This window comes from Corallococcus sp. AS-1-6 (genome assembly GCF_020037015.1).
Lineage (GTDB): Bacteria > Myxococcota > Myxococcia > Myxococcales > Myxococcaceae > Corallococcus.
On record NZ_JAIQDE010000037.1, the window covers coordinates 62648 to 81717 of the forward strand.

A 19070-nucleotide genomic window follows, 5' to 3' on the forward strand; every position below is an offset into this window, starting at 1 on the left:
GTGTCGGATTTGCCGGCGGTGCATCGTGGTCATGCCGGATTCAACGGCCAACAAAGCCTCCGTCCAGACGGACGGCCACGGACCCACGTGGAAATTCCTGGCCAGGTTGGGTTTCTGCGGGACTGCGCGTAAACCATACACAGGCGGATTGTGAATCGCAAGCCGGTGCCTGGATGGATGGTGAGGATTTGAGCGAGGGGATTGTCAGGCGTAGACCTGTTCGCTCTCCACCACGGGCTCCAGCCGGCGCTGGAGGGCGGCGAGCCGCTCGTAGCGCTGGTGCAGCGCCTCCTTGTGTTCGCGTTGCTCCGCGCGGGCGATTTCATCCAGCAGCGTCTGCAGCGAGGAATCCACGGCGTCCTTCAGCACGCGCGATTCGTCGTTCGAAAGTTCCAGCAGCATGGGGGCCTCCTTGAGCCAACGTTAGGCACCCCGTGACAGGGCCGCGCGCGGGGCGGGCGCACGGGCGTGGAAGAAGGCGGCCCGAGGGCCCACCGGGCTTGCTTGCCACACCGCGCACGGCGGCGGGAGCGACCCCACTCTTGGCGAGGACCCCATGAGCGCGAGGAGCGACGCGATGATTCACGCGGGAGAGGTGCGCGAGGGCATGTCGGTGCGCACCGCCGATGGACAGCAACTGGGCCGGGTGGCGGGCGTGGGCGACACGCACTTCGAGCTGGAGCAGGGCCTGGTGCCCATTCCCCGGCGCGACTACCTGGTGGAGTACAGCGACGTGGCGGCCGTGAGCGGGGATGAAGTCCTGCTCAAGCCGGCGGACCACCCGCAGCTCACGCTGGAGGAGGACGACGACGGCGGAGCCCTGCCGCCGCGCCACAGCGAGGGCCTGGAGGCGGAGCCCACGAACGACCCCCTGGGTCCCATGCGGCACTGACGCGTCCGACCCGGAGGGCAAGGCCCTGGAATCACTGGGCCTTGCGGTCGCCTGGGTGTCAGACCGGCGCGTTAGACGGACCCCTCGACCTGACGTCCCGGTGGGGCCATGCGACGGTTTTCGACATCTTGCGTCACGATGCTGTGGTTGGGAGTGGTGTTCGCGTGCGGGCCCGCGCCGCGAGCGGATGCGGGCGGCGTGGAGGCGCCGGTGCCGGGCGTGTTGTCCACGCCGAGGCGGCTGTTGCCCTACGTCGCGTTGGACGACGGGCGGGTGCTGGCGGCGGGAGGGCATGACGGCAGCCGCACGCTGGGAAGCTGCGAAATCTTCGACCCGGACACGGGGCGCTGGCGGACCACGGGAGCGCTGCGCACGGCGCGGCGCAACCACGCGGCGGTGCGGCTGGTGGATGGGCGCGTGCTGGTGGTGGGCGGCTCGAATGGCGTGACGGTGGGCGCGCTGGCGAGCGCGGAGCTGTACGCGCCGGACACGGGCGTGTGGACGCAAGCGGCGCCCATGAGCGAGGCGCGCAACGACCCGGCGGTGGTGCTGTTGCCGGACGGTCGGGTGCTGGTGGCGGGGGGCACGGACGTGGACCTGCGGCCGGTGCGTTCGGCGGAGCTGTTCGACCCGGTGACGGGCACGTGGAGCGCGGCGGAGGCGCCCGCGTACGCGCGAGGCGGCGCGGGGACGGCGGTGGTGCTGCGCACGGGAAAGGTGCTCTTCGCGAGCGGTCTGCAGTCGGAGCTCTACGACCCGGTGACGGGCCGCTGGGAGAAGGCGGGAGCGGTGGGCGGCGCGGCGGGGACGCACCGGCTGGGGCACACGGTGACGCTGCTCCCGGACGGGCGCGTGCTGGTGGTGGGAGGCACCACGACGCAGGCGGCGCGCACGGCGGAGGTGTACGTGCCGGAGCGCAACGCCTGGGAGCGGGTGGAGGCGCCAGCGGTGCCGCGAGAGCACCACGCGGCGCTGCTGACGGCGGAGGGAGCGGTGCTGGTGGTGGGCGGCGAGCACTCCTCCCGAGGCACGCTGGACTCCGCGGAGCGCTTCGAACCGGCGAAGGGGCTCTGGACGCAGGCGCCCACGCTGCATGAGCCGCGAGGCGAAGCCGGAGCGCTGTGGCTGCGCCGGGGCACGGTGCTGGTGGTGGGCGGAGTGAACGAGCTGGGCACCCTGGCCACGAGCGAGGAGTACGTCCCCGCTCCCGCCGTGGCCCAGGCCACGCCCCTGGAGTAACCCCAGCTTGGACAGACACTCCACGGATTCGAAGTGAAGCCGGGACAGTGTGTCTGGCTTTTCCGTGAATGACTGACAACGGCGGTTCCTGGCGGCCATTCGCGCCGCGCGGCGTGCCGGGGCGCGTGACAGACTGCGCGCCCATGCGCTCCTGGAAACACCTGCTCGTCGTCCCGCTCGTCTGTTCCTCCGCCTGCGCCACCGCGCCCGCCGCCCCCTCGAAGCCCGAGGCCCCGGCCGCCGCCGTCGCCGCGCCCGTGCGCCCCTTCGGCACGCTGCGCGAACAGTCCGCCCGCCAGCAGGAGTGGCTCCGTGAACGGCTGGAGACCGGACTGCCCCAGCTCATGCGCAAGTACGGCGTGAGCATGTGGGTCGTCCCCATGCGCGAGTACAACGAGGACCCCGTCTTCAAGGCGCTCGTCGCCCCCACCACCTTCTCCGCCCGCCGCCGCACCATCTACGTCTTCTTCGACCGGGGCCCCGACCAGGGCGTGGAGCGGCTGGCGCTGGGCGGCAGCACCCAGGGCGGCCTCTATGAAGCCCGCCGCGCCCCCATGATGGTGGACCGCGGCGGCTCGCAGCGCGCGGCGGAGCTCCTGGGCCCTGAACAGTGGCTGCTCCTCAAGCAGGTCGTGGAGGAGCGCAAGCCGGACTCCATCGCCATCAACGTGTCCCCCGCCATCGCCTTCGCGGACGGCCTCACCCACGGCGAATACGAAGGCATGGCCCAGGCCCTGGGCCCCACCTGGTCCAAGCGCCTCAAGCCCGCCGGAGGCCTGCCCCTGGACGTGCTCGGCTGGCGAGGCGCCGACGAGGTCCGCTTCTACGCCGACCTCCAGAAGTACGCCTGGAACCTCATCCAGACCGCCTTCTCCAACGCCGTCATCACCCCCGGCACCACCACCACCCAGGACGTGGAGTGGTGGATGCGCCAGCGCCTGGCCGACGAAGGCCTGGACACCTGGTTCCAGCCGGACGTGGACGTGCAGCGCCAGGGCGCCACCGACGAAGACCTGGGCGACCACCCCGTCATCCAGCGCGGCGACGTGCTCCACTGCGACTTCGGCGTCACCGCGCTCCGCCTCAACACCGACACCCAGCACATGGGCTACGTGCTGCGCGACGGAGAGAAGGACGCCCCCGAAGGCCTCAAGGCCGCGCTCAAGGCGTCCAACCGGCTCCAGGACATCGTCACCGGCGAAATCAAGCCGGGCCGCACCGGCAACGAGGTCCTGCGCGCCTCGCTCGCGCGCATGAAGGCGGAGGGCATCAGCGGCAGCGTGTACTCACACCCCATTGGCCTGCACGGCCACGGCGCCGGCCCCATGATTGGCATGTGGGACCGCCAGGAGGGCGTGCCCGGCAACGGCGAGCACCCGGTGATGCCCGACTCCTGGTTCTCCATCGAGCTGCAGGCGACGAGCCCCGTGCCGGAGTGGAAGGGCCAGCCCGTGCGCTCCGCCCAGGAGGAGGACGTCGTCGTGGACTCGCAGGGCACCGTGCGCTGGGCCCTCCAGCGTCAGACGTCCTTCCACCTGGTCCGCTGAAGGCCTACTTCGGCGCGCCCGTCATGGACTTGAGCAGCGTCACCAGCGCCTGCTTCTCCTCGCTGCTCAGGTCCAGCTTGACGATGGTCTCCGTGCGCACGCCCGCGAAGGTGCCGTCCGGGTCGCCGCCCTTGTTGTAGAACTCGACCACGTCCTCCAGCGTCTTCTCCGCGCCGGTGTGCATGTACGGCGCGCTCAGCGCCACGTTGCGCAGCGTGGGCGTGCGGAACGCGCCCTCCACCTCCGCGGGCTTGCTCTGCGCCTGCGCCTTCAGCGTGGGCAGCCGCGCCGCGTCGATACCGCTGGGCGCGTCGCTGTAGGGGCCCGCGGCGTTGAACGGCCAGGCCACCAGCGCGTCCACCGCGGCCGCCTGCCCGCGCCGCCCCGGGCCGGAGTCCTTCAGCCCCAGGTTGTGGAACTTGTCGTCCGACAGCGAGCGGCCCTTGTGGCACACCACGCACTGGCCCTTGCGCATGAACGTCTTCAGGCCCAGGTACGCCGGGTCCTTCTCCTGCGTGCCCGCCTCCACCGCCTGCAGGAAGCGCCGCACGTCCGCGTCGAAGGGCGCCTCGGTGCGGTTGAGCGTGCGCTGGTACGCCGCCAGCACCTTGCCCACGTTCGCCATCAGCCGGTCCGGGTCGGACTCGTCCGCGGGCGCCTTGCCGAACAACTGCGTGTACGCCGCCGTGTACGAGGGCTCGCCGGACAGCCGCGCGCGCACCACCGTCACGTCCGAGTCCATCTCGATGGGGTTCGTCAGCGGCAGCAGCGCCTGCGACCAGAGCCGGTCCGCCCGCCCGTCCCACATGAACCAGCGGCTGTAGCCCACGTTCAACAGGCTGGGCGGGTTGCGCTCGGACTGGTGGCCTCCGCAGCCCTCCGCCGTCGCCGTCTCCACCGTGTAGGACTCGCCCGTGTGGCAGCTCTTGCAGGACACCGTCCCGCAGCGCGACAGCCCCGGGTCCTCGAACAGCCGCTGACCCAGCGCCGCCGCGTCCGCGTTGTCAGCCCACTTGTTGGTGGGGTCCGCCTCCGGCTTCACGCTCTGCGTGTGCAGGGCGCTGAGCTGGTCCAGCTCATCCTCGGTCGGAAAGGGAACTTCGGATTCGCAACCCGCCCCCAGCAGGGCCAGGGCGAGCACGGCGGTACGCGGACGGAGACCAGTCATGGGCCGGAGCAGCTTCGCGCCCTTGTGTTCAGCAATCAATGGTCCCCGTCCCCCCGCCGGGCATACGGCCGTCCACGCACGAAGGCCGGGGGCCCTCTTCAGGGCTTGCCCCGGCCTTCATGGCGTGAAGCCCTTCAGCGGGACTTCAGGCGCGCTACTCGCAGGCCAGCTTGAAGCTCACCACCGGCGCCGCGAACTTGGCGATCTTCATCTTCGTGGGGCCCGGGGTGACCGTGGGCGCCGCGCCGCTGGCGCACTTGAGGCCCGCGCCCATCGTCAGCTCCACGTTCAGCTCCTGGTCCTCCGGCAGCCCGCTGACGGTGTAGCTGCAGCGGTTGTTGCGGCTCTGCTTCACCTCGTGCCGGCCCAGGGCCACGGCGTCGTTCTGCGTCACCTTCACCCCCACCGCCGAGCACGGGTCACCCTGCAGGCCGCTCGCGGGGTACGCGATGCTGCCCGTGACCGTGGCGTTGCCCGCGCGACCCGCGGCCGCCGCGCCACTCGACGAGGCGCAACCCGTGGCGGCAACGACGAAGGCGGCAACAGCAATTCGCAACATGGATATCCTCAATTCAAGAATGAGATGGTTTTCGCGCCCGGTTGGCCGCCTTCCCGGCAGCCATTGGCGCGCGCCACGTACAATCCCGGCGCGCTTTCATTCCACGCGGAAACGCATTCTCGATTTCATCACGCGGAGCATTTTTCCGTTCCCCAACATCCGCGCTCCGCGTCCGTGAAGTGGCCCTCACACTTCCCATGAATCGAGAAGCGCCTCACTGCAGCCGCTGCAGGGCGTCACGCGCGCGCACCAGGCCGTGGCCGAACAGGGAGTCCCGGCCCGCGGTGCCCAGGTCGCGCGCGGAGGACTCCATCGCCTCGCGCACCTGCTGGGGCGTGAGGTCGGGCCGGGCGCTCCAGAGCAGCGCGGCGACGCCGCTCACGTAGGGCGCGGCCATGGAGGTGCCGGAGACGTGGGTGTAGTCCACGGGCACCAGGGTGAGCCGCGCGTCCGTGCCCAGCCGCCCGCGCAGCATGGTGCTGGCGGCCTGGTTGACGCTGACGGCCGGGGCCCAGCGTCCGCTGCGGGGCAGGGAGAGGATGTCCACCGCGCCGCCCGCGGGCGCGTCCTCGGAGCCGAAGACGACGGCGCGCGCGCCCTGCATCATCACGTTGGACATGGCCACGGACACCGGCACCGCGCCCGGCCGCACGTAGGCGACGAAGCCGTCACAGGTGGCGTCGAAGCAGGAGGCCAGCGAGTCCCCCAGGCCGCAGTCCACCAGCCGCCCCGCGGTGTCGCCCGTGGGCGAGTACAGGAGCGAGCGCGACATGGGGGACGTGTCGTCCAGGGACATCTCCGCGAAGGCGCCCATGCCCCGGGGGAAGGTGGACAGCACGTCCACGCCGGGCGCCACCAGGGAGAGCTCCGGGCCCGCGTTGGAGAAGCTCGCGCGCCGCTCGTTCGAGTCCACCGCGCCCACCGCGAGCACGGACGGGTCGGACGCGGGGTACAGCACCGGGCCGCCCTGGTTGCCCGAGGCCGCCACCACCAGCAGGCCGTGCTCCTGCAGCGCGCGGAACGCCTCCACGGTGCTGCGGGTGGCGTTGCCTCCGCCCAGCGACAGCGACACGACGCGCGCGCCCTGGGACTCGCACCACTCCATGGCGGAGAGGACCACGCTCATCTGCGTCTGCCCGGACAGGTCCAGCACGCGGGCGATGAGCAGCGACGCGTTGGGCGCCACGCCCACCATGCCGCCCTGCGCGCCCCGGGGGCCGGTGTCGCCGCCGTGGCCCATGCGCGCCGCGATGATGCCCGCCACGTGCGTGCCGTGGCCCGGGCCCCACTGGCCCTGGGCGCCGCGGTCACTGGCGTCGTCGTCGCCGTCCAGGAAGTCGTGGCTGCCCACCACCGCGCCCTGGAACTCCGGGTGGTCCATGTCCAGCCCGCTGTCGATGACGCACACCCGCACGCCCTCGCCCGTGGGCGCGCCCACGTCCAGCACGCCGTCCCGGTCCGCGTCCCACACCTCCGGGGCCTGCACCAGGCGGAGGCCGTCCGTGTACTCGTCCGACGGCGTGAGCGTGGCGGCCGTCACCTGGCGCGGCAGCGGCGCGAGCAGCCCGGGCGTCAGGCCCTGGCCGTACCAGACCTGGTCCGCCTCGATGCTCTCCACCAGGGCGCTGCGCTCCAGCAGCAGCCGCTCCTGGGGCGTCACGCGCGCGGCCACCGCGGGGATGTTGCGGTAGACGGCGCCCACCTTCGCGCCGGTGCTCGCCGTGAAGCTGGCGCCGGACGCCGTGACGCCCGCGGCCTGCGTGCGGTCTCCCGTGTGGCGGAAGCGGATGATGACCGGCTCGCGCCCGTCCCCCTGGGCCGGGGAGGGCGGGTGCCCGTCCAGCCCCTGGTGGACCGTCATCCCACCGGCGACGACGCCCGGGCACACCTGCCCCTGGGACGCGCTGCGCGAGGACGACTCCGGCGCACACGCGGCCAGCGCCAGCAACCCGACGAATGCCCAACGCCTCATGGTGCGACTCCTTCCAAGCAGGACGCCCCTCCCGAGGGCGATCCCCCCACATGGCGGAGGACCGGGAGGTGCCCGCCCCCCTCACCGAGGAAGGAAGCGGCGTGCTGCGATGAGGGAACGCATCCCCGCGCGGACTCGCATCGTCTCCAGGCCCCAGGGGCGTGCCGGACGTGCGCGGGTGCACAACAGACCTGTTGTCCGTCGGAACACAGGCTCGGGAATTCCGTCGACCCCGGGACTTTCTCTTTTTTGCGCCAGGGGTGTCGGAAGGCTGGCAAGGAGGGGTGGCGCGAGGTGCGCGGCTTGATTCCATGGGGGAGTCCATGCTGCGCTCCGGGGCGCCAAGCCATGAGCACCGCACCCACAGAGTCCCCCCGCTTCTTCGGGCGCTATGAGCTCGTCCACCTCCTGGGCCAGGGCGGCATGGGAGAGGTGTACCTGGCGAAGCTGTCCGGGGCGGCGGGCTTCGAGAAGCCCTGCATCGTGAAGACCATCCTGCCGGGGCTGGTGAAGGACCGGCAGTTCCTGGACCGGTTCCACCACGAGGCCAAGGTGCTGGTGCACCTGGTCCACTCCTCCATCGCCCAGGTGTACGACATGGGCGAGGCGGACGGCACCTACTACATGGCCCTGGAGTACGTGGCGGGCGTGGACCTGGGGTACCTGCTGGAGCAGGCCCGGGTGCAGGGGCGGGCGGTGCCGGCGCCGGTGGCGCTCTACATCGGCCAGCGCATGGCGGAGGGGCTGGGGTACGCGCACCGCAAGACGGGCTCGGACGGCGAGCCGCTGGGCATCGTCCACCGCGACGTGTCCCCGCACAACGTGATGGTGTCGTACGAGGGCGAGGTGAAGGTCATCGACTTCGGCCTCGCGAAGTCCACCGCGCGCAGCAAGTACACGCTGCCGTCCACGGTGATGGGGAAGCTGGGCTACATGTCCCCGGAGCAGGTCCGCGCGGAGCCGCTGGACCACCGCAGCGACATCTACTCCTGCGCGGTGGTGGTGTGGGAGATGCTCGCGGGTCGTGGGCTGGTGCCCCACGGCACCGTGGGCGAGATGATGGCGGCGATGTCGCATCCGGTGGTGCCGCCGCTGAAGGACTTCCGTCCGGACGTGGAGCCGTCGCTGGAGGCCGTGCTGCGCCGCGCGCTGGCGCCGTCGCCCGCGGACCGGTACGCGCGGTCGGATGAGTTCGCGCGGGCGCTCAACGCGGAGCTGTTGCGCTCGGGGAACCCCCTTGGCGCGGAGGAGGTGGGCGAGTTCGTGCGCGCGCTCTGCCCGGAGGCCTTCGCCGAGCAGCGCAAGCTGACGTCCAGCGTGCACGGGGAGCGGCGCACGCCGTCGCCCGCGCCCCGGCCCGGCTCGGGCACGGGGCTGTACGGCGGCTCCGGGAGTGGCGCGGCGGCCGGAGCGGTCTCCCCGGAGGATGAGTCCGGGAGCAGGCCCAACACCGGGCGCATCGACGTGGACGGCCCGGCGCTCGGGCCGGGGGGCACGTTCGTGTCCCATCCCTCGGGCTCCGGCGGCGCGGCCAGTCCCACGCCGGGAGCCGGCGGTGTGGCCATGCCCGCGCCGGGCTCCGGTGGCGTGGCCCAGCCGGGCTCAGGCGGTGTGGCGCGCGGCACGGGGTCCGGAGGCGTGGCCCAGCCGGGCTCAGGCGGCGTGGCGCGCGGTTCCGGTGGCGTGGCCCAGCCGGGCTCGGGTGGTGTGGCGCGCGGCACGCCGGGTTCCGGAGGCGTGGCGCGGAGCACCGACGAGGTGGACGCGGCCGCGCTGGGCGCCACGGCGGTGCACCTGTCGCCCGCGCCGCCCCAGGGCGCCGGGTTGGCGGGCACGTCCGGATCGCTGCCAGCGCAGCCCGAGCCCCGCAGGCCGGTGGCGCGGATCGCCGTGGCGGCGCTGCTGCTGGTGGGTGCCTCCGTGGGCATCACCGCCTACGTGCTGCGCCCGCACACGGCCGAGCCGCCCGTGGCCCCCCAGACGCTCCCGCCGTCCGAGCCGGTGGTGGCCGCCGCGCCCCCGAAGGTGGAGGAGCCGCCTCCCGCGGTGACGCCGCCCGTGGAGCCGCCTCCCGAGGCGCCGGTGGAGCCGGGCGCGGTGGAGCCGGAGGTGAAGCCCGAGCCGGTGGTGAAGCCTTCACCCGAGTCCAAGCCCGTCCCCGGACCGAAGCGGCCCGCGACGCATCCGCCCGAGCTGGTGCCCGCGAGCCTGGCCGTGGCGAAGATTGGCGAGACGGGCGGCGGCCAGCGCGTGGTGAACGCGGCGGTGCCCTCGGGCATCAACGCGGGCACGGTGTTCAAGGTGGTGGGCCCCATCCAGAAGGGGACCCGCAAGCGCCCGGTGCTGGGGACGGCGACCGTGGTGGACATCAAGCCGAGCCGCGACCGCATGACCCTGAGGCTGGACGCGGAGGCGGACGCGGCGAAGGAGCCGCGCTTCCTGCTGATGACCGTGCGCCCGTCGGGGCCGACGCTGCCTCCGTCCGTGGTCGAGACCCCGCAGGCCGCGCCGCCAGCGCCCGCGCCCGAGCCGAAGGCCGCGGAGCGCTCGCGCCTGCTGGGAGAGGCGGAGATCGACGGCATCCTGGGGACCGGCTTGAACAGCACCCTCTACGTGACGAGCTCCGACACCCGGACCTGGCACAACTGCGTCATCGTCCTGAACGGACGGCAGCAGGCCATCATGGCGAGCCTCGAGCCCTACAGGACGCACCGGGTCAAGGTGCAGGAGCCCTACTTCAAGGTGAACTACAAGGCGCCCGCCGTACCGGAGAAGGCCGTCTGGGTGAGCTGCGACGAGGGCGACGACACCTTCGCGCTGCGCAAGCGCTGAAGCGCGAGCCCTGGCCGGCTCGCGTGACGCCTCAGGGCGCGAGCCGGCTGGCGGCCACGGGGCACTCGTTGCGCAGGAACTCCGCGACCTCCGCGTCGCCGCCGTTCGCGTTGCGCACCGCGCGGGACAGGGACGTGCGGCACTGCCAGGTGACCTCGCGCGTGCCGTGGCAGCAGTGCCACCCGGTCAGCGTGCGGTCCAGGTACTGGAGCATCTCCTGGCGCGTGGGCGTGACGATGCTCCACACCGCGCCCGCCAGCAGCACCAGCCCCACCAGCGGCAGCGGCAGGCTGCGCGCCCAGCCGCGAAGGCCGCCCGGAATCACGGCCGCGTGCACGCCCAACTGCGCGTCCAGCGGGCGGCGCTGCAACACCACCTGGAGCAGCAGCTCCACCGGCGCGGTGAGCGCGCGCAGCAGTCCGGTGCCCATGCCGGGCACCCGCCCCTCCGCCCGCTCCAGCTTGAGGCCCAGGGCGTGACGGCCCGGGGTGAGCCCCGTCAGCCCGCCCACGCAGGACAGCACCACCCAGGCGGCCCCCATGGCGAACCCCAGCAGCGCTGGAGTGGACACCCACTCCGCCGCGCGCACCGCGCCCCAACCCACGAGCGCCGCGCCCGTGAGGTCCAACGCGTCCGCCACCCAGAGCCGGTTCTGGAACCGGGCCTCGGTGGGCGGAGTGTCCATGGAGAACAACGTCCCGTCGCTCATCAGCCTCTCTCGTGTACGAGCGGGGCGCGAGCATAGGCGGCCCGCCGTGCCCAGGCGCGCTCCAAAACGCCGGGCCCGGGGGTGTCGCTACAGATCCAGCACCAGCCGCTTGGACCGGGCGCGCGACACGCAGACCAGCATCCGTGCATTTCCCGCGGGCTCTTGCTGGAAGAACGTGTCACGGTGGTCCGGAGTTCCCTCGCACACGCGGGTGACGCAGGTGCCGCAGGAGCCCGCCTCGCAGTCGCTCTCCACCTTCACGCCGTGGGTGCGCAGGACGTTGAGCACGCTCTTGCCGGCCGGCACGCGCAGCACCTGGCCGGTGCTCTTGAGCGACACCTCGAAGTCCTCTTCCGGCGTCGCGTGCGTGGCGGAGGTGCCCTCCGCGGTGAAGGCCTCGAAGTGCACCTTCTCCCAGGGCCACTTGTGCAGGGTGGCCGCCTCGCGCACGGCCTTCATCAGGCCCGCCGGGCCGCAGCAGTACAGCCGCGTGCCCGGGCCGCGCGTCGCGAGCAGCGACCGCACGTCCAGCCCCTTCGAAGGGTCGCCCCCGTCGTGGTGCACGTGCACGCGGCCCGCGAAGGACGGCGTGGACAACAGCTCCCGGAAGGCGGTGCGGTCCGCGTCGCGCGCGCAGTAGTGCAGCACCCACTCCGCGCCGGTGCGCTCCAGCACGCGCGCCATGGCCAGCAGCGGCGTGATGCCGATGCCGCCCGCGATGAGCACGTAGCTGCGCCCGTACAGCAGGGGGAAGTCGTTGACGGGCTCGCTCACGGTGAGCACGTCGCCCTCGCGGACGTGGTCGTGCATCGCCTTGGAGCCGCCGCGGCCGTGGGCGTCGCGCTGCACGGCGATGACGTAGCGGTGCGTCTCGCTCGGGTCGTTGCAGAGCGAGTACTGGCGCATGCCGTCCAGCCCCGGCACCCGCACGTCCAGGTGGGCGCCGGCCTCGAACTCGGGCAGGGCGCCGCCGTCCTGGGACACCAGCTCGTAGGACTGGATGCCTTCCGCCTCGCGGGTGATGCGCGCCACCCGCAGGCGCAGCGTGTTCGTCGTCACGGTAGTGCCCCTGTTCCCTTGCCCGCCGCCCGGCGCGAGACCGATCTGGCCGCGCACGGTGTGCACTCCCGGGCCGCCCGGGGAGTGGGGGCGGGTACGGTTTTTCCGACCGGTTCCGGACAGAAGCGGCCCTCCGCCCGCCTGCCCTCCGTCCTGACGCGGGGGCCAGGGCAGCGGGGGTGGGCACGGCTGGGAATCCATCCCCACCCTTCACTCCGTGCCGCGCTGCGCCAGGGTCACTCAGGCCCGAGCGGCTTCGCGATGGGGGATGCGCGGCCCCCCGCTTCGACGGAAGGGAGACGGCCCATGGATGCCATCACGTTGCTGAAGGCGGACCACAAGACGGTGGAGCAGTTGTTCCGCAAGTTCGAGAAGGCGGGTGAGCACGCGCTGGCGCACAAGCGCAAGCTGGTGGACGAGATGGTGCGCGAGCTGTCCATCCACGCCGCCATCGAGGAGCAGGTCTTCTACCCGGCGGTGCGCGCGCGCTCGGAGGACCTGTCGCCGGACGTGCTGCGGGCGCTGGAGGAGCACCACGTGGTGAAGTGGGTGCTGTCGGAGCTGGACACGCTGCCGCCGGAGTCCGAGCGCTTCGACGCGAAGGTGCACGTGCTGATGGAGAACGTGCGCGCGCACGTCACGGAGGAGGAGCAGTACCTCTTCCCGGAGGTGAAGAAGGCCTTCAAGCCGCAGGAGCTGCGGCAGGTGGGCGAGGCGCTGGAGCTGGCGAAGAAGGGCGCGCCCACGCACCCGCACCCGGCCGCGCCGGACACGCCGCCGGGCAACCTGCTGACGGGCGCGGTGGCGGCGGTGATGGACATGGGCCGGGACGCGCTGCGCACGGCGCGCCGCAAGGCGGTCACGCGGGTGCGCAAGTCCGCGCCGCATCCCCTGCGCAAGCCGCTGGAGTCCATGATGTCGCCGGACCCGGCGGGCGAGCCGCTGCACTGAGCGAGCGTCAGGCGCTGGACGCCTCGGGCCCGGTGAATGTCCGCCGGGGCTGGGGCGTCTGGAGGGACATGAGAGGCTTTCGCGCCCGGAGCGCGAAGGTGCTCGGGGCCTTGGGAAGGAGGCGCCATGTCCGCTGTTCGCAGGATGTTGACGACGCTGGTGGTGCTCGCGGGTTTCACGGCCGCGGCGCAGACGCAGGGAACGCCGCCCGGCTCACCGCAGCCCCGGCCGCCGGTGGATCCGCAGGTGCGCACGCTGCGCGTGGAGGGCACGGGCGAGGTGAAGGCGCAGCCGGACGAGGCCTTCATCGACGTGGCGGTGGAGACGTCCGCGCAGAACGCGAAGGCGGCGGGCGAGGAGAACGCGAAGCGGATGGAGAAGGTGCTCGCGGCGCTCACCGGTGCGGGCATCCCGAAGCGCGATTTGCAGACGCGCAACTACAACGTCTATCCGGAGTACACGCCGGCGCCGCCGCAGGGCGGTGAGCCGAAGCTCAAGGGCTACCGGGTGAGCAACCTGGTGAGCGTCCACGTGACGGACCTGTCCAAGGTGGGGAGCCTGTTGGACAAGGCGTTGGCGGCGGGGGCGAACCGGGTGGATTCCGTGCGCTTCGGGTTGAGCCGGCAGGACGCGGTGCAGGGCGAGGCGCTGCGGCAGGCGGTGGCGCGAGCCCGGAAGTCCGCGGAGGTGCTGGCCGCGTCGCTGAACGTGAAGCTGGGCGCGGTGCTGGACGCGAGCACGGTGACGGAGGCCCCGCGCCTGTACCCGGCCACCTTCGCCATGGACATGGCGGAGTCGCGCGCCGCGCCCCCCACGCCCATCCAGCCGGAGGAGCAGACGGTGCAGGCGAAGGTGACGCTCATCTTCGCCATCCAGTAGCGGGACACCGCGCATCACGGGGGCATGTCTCACGCTGGCGGAGGCGCCGTGCGACGAAACACCGTGCGGCAAATGACCGCATTCGAGGAGGGGGGAGTCCCTGGCATGAGTGCCGTGCCATGACCCTTCACTTCCCCTCGTCCATGCCCCGGTTCGTCCGCGCGAGCGTGTTGTCCGCGCTGACCTTCACCCTCATCCCCGCCTGCGGTGAGGACACCTCGTCCAACCCGACGACGCTGTCCGTCACGGAGCGTCAGGAGTTGAACCAGCGGATCTCCGAGCTGGAGGCGGAGGTCACGCGGCTGGAGGGGCAGCTCGCCGAGCAGCAGCAGCAGCAGGGCGCGACGGAGCAGGAGAAGCAGGCCCTGTCCACGGAGCTTGGAAGCTTGAAGCAGCAGCTCGCCGAAGCCCGCGAGCTGCTCGCGTCCCAGGACTGGGATGGCGTGCTCGTGAAGCTGGAGGCGGCGCAGGGCGAGGTGGAACGGCTGAAGGGGGTGCTCGCCGCCACGGATGGCGCCCTGTCGCTCAACGCGGGGCTGGTCTTCGGTAGCGCGCCCTTCGCGCTGGACCAGACCTTCACGACCGCGGGAGGCGACAGCCTCAGGTTCACGGAGCTGCGCTACTGGCTGTCCAACGTCAAGCTGCGCAAGCAGGACGGCACGAAGGTGGCCCTCGCGAACAGCTATCACCTGCTCGAGGTCATCAAGGCACAGGCCGTGGATGGGACGTCGTCCCCCGCGACGCTGCCCGCCAACCGCCGCGAGCAGGTGGACATGGTGGCGGTGCCCGCCGGCGTCTACACGGGCATCGAGTTCAGCATTGGCGTGGACCCCACCTACAACGACGACCTCAGCCGGCAGGCGGGAGAGCTGCACGTCCTCAAGAACATGACGTCCTCCGCCTGGATGTGGTTCACCAGCTACATCTTCACCAAGACGAAGGGCCAGTACGTCAAGGTGGATGGCACCAGCGACACCTTCGCGTGGGAGACGGGCACCAACGCCGACTACCGCACGGTGAACCTGGACTTCACCGCTCCGGTCACCGTCAATTCGCAGAAGCAGGTGAAGGTGAACCTGCGGGCGGACGTGGCCGCGCTGTTCACGTCGCTCAGCCCCCGCACCACGCCCACCATCAACGCGAGCAGCGCCACGGAGCGCGCGACGCTGTCGGATGGCTTCAAGGCCATGTTCTCGGTGGTGTCCGTGGACAACTCCAACCGATGAACCGTCACACGCTCCGGCATGCGGCCTGGGGGCTGTCGACGCTGCTGCTGGGGGCGTGCGGTGGAGGCCCGGAGGCGCTGCCCCCCGGGTCTTCGCCGGAGGTCCTGCCCGTGGGCTTCACCTTCCTGCCCCAGCCCGAGGACAACCCTCTGACCCAGGAGGGCGTCGAGCTGGGGCGGTGGCTGTTTCACGCGCCGCGCTTGTCCGGCAACGGCCAGGTGTCGTGCGCGACGTGCCATGTGCAGGAGCACGGCTTCTCCGACGGCGTGGCGCGCTCCACGGCGGGAGTGACGCAGCATCCCCTCTCACGCCATACCCCTGCGCTCGTCAACCTCGCCTGGATGGAAGGACTCTTCTGGGACGGGGGCGCGAAGAACCTGGAGTCGCTGTCGCTGGCGCCCCTCACGCAAGCGGATGAGATGGGCCAGGCCGACCTGGAGGGGATGATGGCGGGCCTCTCCGCGGATCCAGACGTGGTGCGCCGGTTCGAGGCCGCGTTCGGCCCTGGGGAGCCCACCCTGGGGAAGCTGCTGCGGGGGCTGGCGCAGTACGAACGCACCCTCGTGTCCGCGCGGTCCCGCTATGACCGCTGGCGGCGGGGGGAGCCGGGCGCCTTCTTGACGGAGCAGGAGTCCCGAGGCCTGGCGCTCGTACGGCAGCGCTGCACGCCCTGTCACGACTCTGAACTCTTCACGGACAACGCCTTCCACAACAACGGCCTGGACGAGCGCTTCGGGCAGGGCGAGGACGTGTCGCGCGGACGGGGACGCGTCACGCTGAGGGACGAGGACGCGGGGCGGTACAAGACGCCGACCCTGCGCAACGTGGCCGTCACCGCGCCCTACATGCACGATGGGCGCTTCGCGACGCTGGAGGCCGTCCTCCTGCACTACCGGGGAGGCATGGTGCGCTCCGCGACGCTGGACGGCGCCTTCTTGCGTGAGGGACAGGCCCCCGGCGTGACCCTGGACGACGCGGAGGCGGAGGCGGTGCTCGCCTTCCTCCACGCGCTGACGGACGAAGCCTTCCTCTCGGACCCCTCCCTGGGACCGCCCGACGCGCCATGAGGCGCGAGGGCTCGGGGAGAGGTTCTCCTTGTCGTGCTCGCGCGCTGGCCTCCATCGGCTCTCCATGGCCAGCTCCCGGGCGCCGGGCTTCGCAACCCGCCAGCTCCACCCGCGCGTCCCGCGTCAGGCTCATCTCACGAGGAAGTCGGCCAGCGACGACACGTCTGACGCGCAGTGCCCGCCATAGAGCGGGTGCCACTCGGTCCTGACGCCGCGCTGACGGGCCAGGTCGGCGAGCCGCTCGGTGCCTTCGTAGTTGCCGTAGGCATCGTAGAGGCCGCAGGAGAGGTAGAGCTCCGGATGGTCCGGCCCCGCTTGCGCGGCCAGGTGCAGGGGCGAGACGCGGCGCCACTCGGCTTCGTCCGCCACGTACCTGCGCGCCATCCACCAGACGCCGAACACGATCTTCGGATCGGCCCCGGTGCGCTCCATCGAGGCCTTGATCGTGTCGAAGGAGGAGAACGGGGTGTCGGTGTAGACGCCCGGACAGAGCGCCGCGACCTTCGCGAACCGCTCCGGATGGGAAAGGCCCGCGACCAGGACGTTGAGCCCACCCATCGACTCCCCCAGCAGCATCCGCCGCCGGGGGCGCCCCGCCTGCGCTTCAATCGCAGGCAGACGTGACATGAAGTCATCGAGCAGGCCGCTGTCCTGCTGTCTGCCTTTCGGAGTCAGGAGCCACGTCGAGCCGTAGGAGACCGTGACGACCGTGGGAGGCAGGGCTCCGGCGGCTTGCCATCGCGCCTGAAGCATTCCGGTGAAGTAGGTGTCGTCGTTCCAGACGGTCTCGTCGAGGTTGCGCCCGTGGAGGTGATAGACGACGTCGCCGTTGGTGCCCCCGGCGGCCGTGTTGATGCAGTAGCGCAGGGGCCCTTGCGCGTCGCACTGCTGATTCGCGGGCGTGAACGAGGCTCGCTGGTCGCCGCGGCTGCGCGTGAGCCGCGTCCACGTGAACCCGAGCGCGATTGAAAGCAAGACAGCGGGCAGCAGGTATCGAACCCGCCGTCCAGGGCGAGGCATGGTCATGGTCAGGTATCCGTTGGGGAGGCGTTCCCGCCGTTGAGAACGGCCTCGCGAATGGCGGCTAGGCGAGCGCGATTCTGGAATGGGTGTCGCGCGAAGCCCGCGGCTCGTCGGTCGGGGCGGTCGCGGAGTTGCTCCGCGCGCTCACCGGCCTCGGCAGGGTCGAAAGGCTCAGGACATAGCCGAGGATCGCGCTGCCGCCGTAGCCCACGACCGGTGTCGGGTGATTGCCAAGCGCGGCGGCGATGATGGCCGCAAGCCAGGCAGTCCCGAAGGCGAGGCAGGTCGCGCGGCCGTCCTCGTCACAGGACCTACCGATGATCACGGGGACGAGCAGCAGGGCCGACCCGGCCACGACCGCCAGCCCGGCGAGGGCATGGACCGAGAAGGACGAAAAGAGGACCTGGTCGACGAAGGGTGCGGCGGGAAGCGCGTCGGGGCGCAGCAGCGTCACTCCGAACGCCAGGAGGCTGGCCGTGAAAGCCACACACGCCGGCCGGTCCGCGCGCGCCGCCGCGATGGTCGCCAGCGTCGCTGTCATCATGGCCGCCATCGCACGGTCGGGCTGGAGCGCCATGGCCAGCGCGGCAACGATGATCCCCGTCGTCGCGAGCGGGGTGCGCGTCCGGGAGAAGCCGGCGAGCATGAGCGGAAGAAGGACGAGGCTCGGTTGCACGATGACACCGCCGAGCTTGACCCATCGCGCTGCCCCCTCGACGCGGAGGCCGAAGAAGGCGGTGGCGAGCAGCAGGCCCGAGAGGCCGAGAATCAGGGCTCCGGACAAATGCCCGACCGCCGCCGGGATGCGGCGGATGAGAGCCAGCAGGAGAAGACCGAGGACGAGCGCGCCAGCGTTGACGCCGAGGTAGCGGACAGGCGCGCCTGCAAGCGTCAGGTAGATGAGCCCCATCGCGACCGCGCCGACCGCGCAGAGCGCACCGGCGGCACGCGGGCCGTGCAACGCGCTGAAGGGCTGCACCAGGAGCATGCCGAGGGCACGCGGCGCCAGGCCGAGGACGCTCGCGAGCGCGAACGACAAGGCCTGGGTGTCGTCGGGGATTGCCGCGACCTCGTGGCGGATGGCCAGTCCCCAGTCGCGCAGCCGCGGTGGCAGGAGGAACTCCAGGGCGCGGCACAGCAGGTCCGCGGCAAGTCGTTGGACGCGGACGCTCATGTGGGGACCTCGCGGAGGCCGGAGCGAGCAGCCACCTTGCGGTCTGGCGGATTGTCGCGCGCGAGCTGGACCCCGGTCCGGGTCAGGCGGTAGGCGTGCCGTGGCGGCCGACCGCCCTCGGACGGCTGCTGCCACTCGGCTTCGAGATAGCCCTGGGCTTCGAGGCGGATCAGCAGCGGATAGAGCGTGCCCGACTTCACGCCGGCAAGTCGGCACAGCTCATACCCATGCGACCAGCCCGAGCCCGCATCCAGCAGTGCGGCAAGGACGGCGCGGGCGTGACTCGACAACGCGCGTGTTCGTGGCATGGCTATAAATCTACCTATGTAGATTTAAAGTCAAGACCTCCGGAGCGCACCCCGGGTGACCTCCGCCATCCAGCAGGCGCCGGGCTGAACGAAACGTCAGACGTGTGGCCTTTGCTCTCCTCGGTGGTGGCTCTCACAGGGGATGCGGATGACGCGAAGTGGAGTTGTCTGGCTGTGGCTGCTGTTGCCAGGGGCAGCATGGGCCGAGGACGCCCCGCAGGTGCCGACAGTCGAGGAGGAACGGCGCCCACTGGACGAGACATGGCGCAACCTGCTGCGCGTGGAGATGACGTCGTTGTCCTTCCTGCCGCGTGCGGGAGTGGGCACGCATGAGGTCTTCCTCCAGGTGGAGCCCACCCTTGTCTTCGAGCGAGGCGCTGAGTTCGGACTCAACCTGGGCGCTCCGGTGCGGCTGCGCCTGTGGGGTGAAGGCACGGGCCTCGTGAGGAGGGAGGACTGGGACAG

At 71.6% G+C, this 19070-nt stretch carries 17 protein-coding genes and 1 pseudogene; 9 read left to right on the forward strand and 9 right to left on the reverse strand.

What is annotated here, in order from left to right; genetic code table 11:
• Positions 1-204 precede the first annotated feature (204 nt).
• Positions 205-402 carry a hypothetical protein gene (locus K8612_RS34810; RefSeq protein WP_223744276.1) on the reverse strand — a complete coding sequence of 66 codons (198 nt, stop codon included), beginning with the start codon at positions 400-402 and terminating at the stop codon, positions 205-207.
• A 154-nt stretch (positions 403-556) separates the two neighbouring features.
• Between K8612_RS34810 and K8612_RS34815 the strand changes: the two genes are divergently transcribed.
• From K8612_RS34815 to K8612_RS34825, 3 genes are all read left to right on the forward strand, one after another.
• A complete protein-coding gene (locus K8612_RS34815) occupies positions 557-892 on the forward strand; it encodes a DUF2171 domain-containing protein (RefSeq protein ID WP_223765406.1) in 336 nt (111 codons plus the stop codon).
• A gap of 138 nt (positions 893-1030) precedes the next feature.
• The gene (locus tag K8612_RS34820) at positions 1031-2131 is read left to right on the forward strand and encodes a kelch repeat-containing protein (RefSeq protein WP_223765407.1); all 1101 of its coding nucleotides are present in this window, start codon (positions 1031-1033) and stop codon (positions 2129-2131) included.
• Positions 2132-2274: 143 nt separating this feature from the next.
• Positions 2275-3678 carry a M24 family metallopeptidase gene (locus K8612_RS34825; protein WP_223765408.1) on the forward strand — a complete coding sequence of 468 codons (1404 nt, stop codon included), beginning with the start codon at positions 2275-2277 and terminating at the stop codon, positions 3676-3678.
• Positions 3679-3682: 4 nt separating this feature from the next.
• On the opposite strand, the gene K8612_RS34830 is transcribed toward K8612_RS34825, so the two are convergent.
• The 3 genes from K8612_RS34830 to K8612_RS34840 form a co-directional block, all read right to left on the reverse strand.
• Positions 3683-4846 (reverse strand): cytochrome-c peroxidase, encoded by a 1164-nt coding sequence (locus K8612_RS34830; protein ID WP_223765409.1) that lies wholly within the window; start codon positions 4844-4846, stop codon positions 3683-3685.
• A 154-nt stretch (positions 4847-5000) separates the two neighbouring features.
• Complete coding sequence (locus K8612_RS34835; protein WP_223744270.1) at positions 5001-5405, reverse strand: hypothetical protein; 405 nt, start codon at positions 5403-5405, stop codon at positions 5001-5003.
• A gap of 214 nt (positions 5406-5619) precedes the next feature.
• The gene (locus K8612_RS34840; protein WP_223765410.1) at positions 5620-7377 is read right to left on the reverse strand and encodes a S8 family serine peptidase; all 1758 of its coding nucleotides are present in this window, start codon (positions 7375-7377) and stop codon (positions 5620-5622) included.
• A 348-nt stretch (positions 7378-7725) separates the two neighbouring features.
• Here K8612_RS34840 and K8612_RS34845 point away from each other — a divergent pair, with 348 nt between their 5' ends.
• Positions 7726-10209 (forward strand): serine/threonine-protein kinase, encoded by a 2484-nt coding sequence (locus K8612_RS34845; protein WP_223765411.1) that lies wholly within the window; start codon positions 7726-7728, stop codon positions 10207-10209.
• Between the two features lie 31 nt (positions 10210-10240).
• Here the strand turns inward: K8612_RS34845 and K8612_RS34850 are convergent, their stop codons facing one another.
• Positions 10241-10918, reverse strand: coding sequence for an RDD family protein (locus K8612_RS34850; protein ID WP_223744267.1), 678 nt, complete (start codon positions 10916-10918; stop codon positions 10241-10243).
• An 87-nt stretch (positions 10919-11005) separates the two neighbouring features.
• Positions 11006-11977, reverse strand: coding sequence for a PDR/VanB family oxidoreductase (locus tag K8612_RS34855; RefSeq protein WP_223744266.1), 972 nt, complete (start codon positions 11975-11977; stop codon positions 11006-11008).
• 306 nt (positions 11978-12283) lie between these two features.
• Here K8612_RS34855 and K8612_RS34860 point away from each other — a divergent pair, with 306 nt between their 5' ends.
• From K8612_RS34860 to K8612_RS34875, 4 genes are all read left to right on the forward strand, one after another.
• Complete coding sequence (locus tag K8612_RS34860; RefSeq protein ID WP_223765412.1) at positions 12284-12928, forward strand: hemerythrin domain-containing protein; 645 nt, start codon at positions 12284-12286, stop codon at positions 12926-12928.
• 126 nt (positions 12929-13054) lie between these two features.
• Positions 13055-13807 (forward strand): SIMPL domain-containing protein, encoded by a 753-nt coding sequence (locus tag K8612_RS34865; protein WP_223765413.1) that lies wholly within the window; start codon positions 13055-13057, stop codon positions 13805-13807.
• Between the two features lie 119 nt (positions 13808-13926).
• Positions 13927-15033, forward strand: a complete 1107-nt coding sequence (locus K8612_RS34870) for an MbnP family protein (protein ID WP_223765414.1) — start codon at positions 13927-13929, stop codon at positions 15031-15033.
• Positions 15030-16100 carry a cytochrome-c peroxidase gene (locus tag K8612_RS34875; protein ID WP_223765415.1) on the forward strand — a complete coding sequence of 357 codons (1071 nt, stop codon included), beginning with the start codon at positions 15030-15032 and terminating at the stop codon, positions 16098-16100. Before K8612_RS34870 ends, K8612_RS34875 begins: the two co-directional genes overlap by 4 nt.
• A 129-nt stretch (positions 16101-16229) precedes the next feature.
• On the opposite strand, the gene K8612_RS34880 is transcribed toward K8612_RS34875, so the two are convergent.
• The 3 genes from K8612_RS34880 to K8612_RS34890 all read right to left on the reverse strand — a co-directional run bounded on the left by K8612_RS34880 (position 16230) and on the right by K8612_RS34890 (position 18605).
• On the reverse strand, positions 16230-17120 hold the full coding sequence (locus K8612_RS34880) for an alpha/beta hydrolase-fold protein (RefSeq protein WP_223765416.1): 891 nt from the start codon (positions 17118-17120) through the stop codon (positions 16230-16232).
• A gap of 64 nt (positions 17121-17184) precedes the next feature.
• Entirely contained in the window at positions 17185-18297 is a 1113-nt protein-coding gene (locus K8612_RS34885) for a hypothetical protein (RefSeq protein ID WP_223765417.1), read from the reverse strand.
• A complete protein-coding gene (locus K8612_RS34890; RefSeq protein WP_223745129.1) occupies positions 18294-18605 on the reverse strand; it encodes a PadR family transcriptional regulator in 312 nt (103 codons plus the stop codon). Before K8612_RS34890 ends, K8612_RS34885 begins: the two co-directional genes overlap by 4 nt.
• A gap of 220 nt (positions 18606-18825) precedes the next feature.
• Between K8612_RS34890 and K8612_RS34895 the strand changes: the two are divergent.
• A pseudogene (locus tag K8612_RS34895) lies at positions 18826-19070 on the forward strand (hypothetical protein); the annotation flags it as partial.

Excerpts from the sequence above, each read along its gene's own strand:
- K8612_RS34865 (WP_223765413.1), top strand. The coding sequence starts at position 13,055 with ATGTCCGCTGTTCGCAGGATGTTGACGACGCTGGTGGTGCTCGCGGGT.
- K8612_RS34825 (WP_223765408.1), top strand. The coding sequence starts at position 2,275 with ATGCGCTCCTGGAAACACCTGCTCGTCGTCCCGCTCGTCTGTTCCTCC.
- K8612_RS34875 (WP_223765415.1), top strand. The coding sequence starts at position 15,030 with ATGAACCGTCACACGCTCCGGCATGCGGCCTGGGGGCTGTCGACGCTG.
- K8612_RS34840 (WP_223765410.1), bottom strand. The coding sequence starts at position 7,377 with ATGAGGCGTTGGGCATTCGTCGGGTTGCTGGCGCTGGCCGCGTGTGCG.
- K8612_RS34835 (WP_223744270.1), bottom strand. The coding sequence starts at position 5,405 with ATGTTGCGAATTGCTGTTGCCGCCTTCGTCGTTGCCGCCACGGGTTGC.
- K8612_RS34820 (WP_223765407.1), top strand. The coding sequence starts at position 1,031 with ATGCTGTGGTTGGGAGTGGTGTTCGCGTGCGGGCCCGCGCCGCGAGCG.
- K8612_RS34815 (WP_223765406.1), top strand. The coding sequence starts at position 557 with ATGAGCGCGAGGAGCGACGCGATGATTCACGCGGGAGAGGTGCGCGAG.
- K8612_RS34885 (WP_223765417.1), bottom strand. The coding sequence starts at position 18,297 with ATGAGCGTCCGCGTCCAACGACTTGCCGCGGACCTGCTGTGCCGCGCC.
- K8612_RS34850 (WP_223744267.1), bottom strand. The coding sequence starts at position 10,918 with ATGAGCGACGGGACGTTGTTCTCCATGGACACTCCGCCCACCGAGGCC.
- K8612_RS34890 (WP_223745129.1), bottom strand. The coding sequence starts at position 18,605 with ATGCCACGAACACGCGCGTTGTCGAGTCACGCCCGCGCCGTCCTTGCC.
- K8612_RS34810 (WP_223744276.1), bottom strand. The coding sequence starts at position 402 with ATGCTGCTGGAACTTTCGAACGACGAATCGCGCGTGCTGAAGGACGCC.
- K8612_RS34860 (WP_223765412.1), top strand. The coding sequence starts at position 12,284 with ATGGATGCCATCACGTTGCTGAAGGCGGACCACAAGACGGTGGAGCAG.
- K8612_RS34880 (WP_223765416.1), bottom strand. The coding sequence starts at position 17,120 with ATGCCTCGCCCTGGACGGCGGGTTCGATACCTGCTGCCCGCTGTCTTG.
- K8612_RS34870 (WP_223765414.1), top strand. The coding sequence starts at position 13,927 with ATGACCCTTCACTTCCCCTCGTCCATGCCCCGGTTCGTCCGCGCGAGC.
- K8612_RS34830 (WP_223765409.1), bottom strand. The coding sequence starts at position 4,846 with ATGACTGGTCTCCGTCCGCGTACCGCCGTGCTCGCCCTGGCCCTGCTG.
- K8612_RS34845 (WP_223765411.1), top strand. The coding sequence starts at position 7,726 with ATGAGCACCGCACCCACAGAGTCCCCCCGCTTCTTCGGGCGCTATGAG.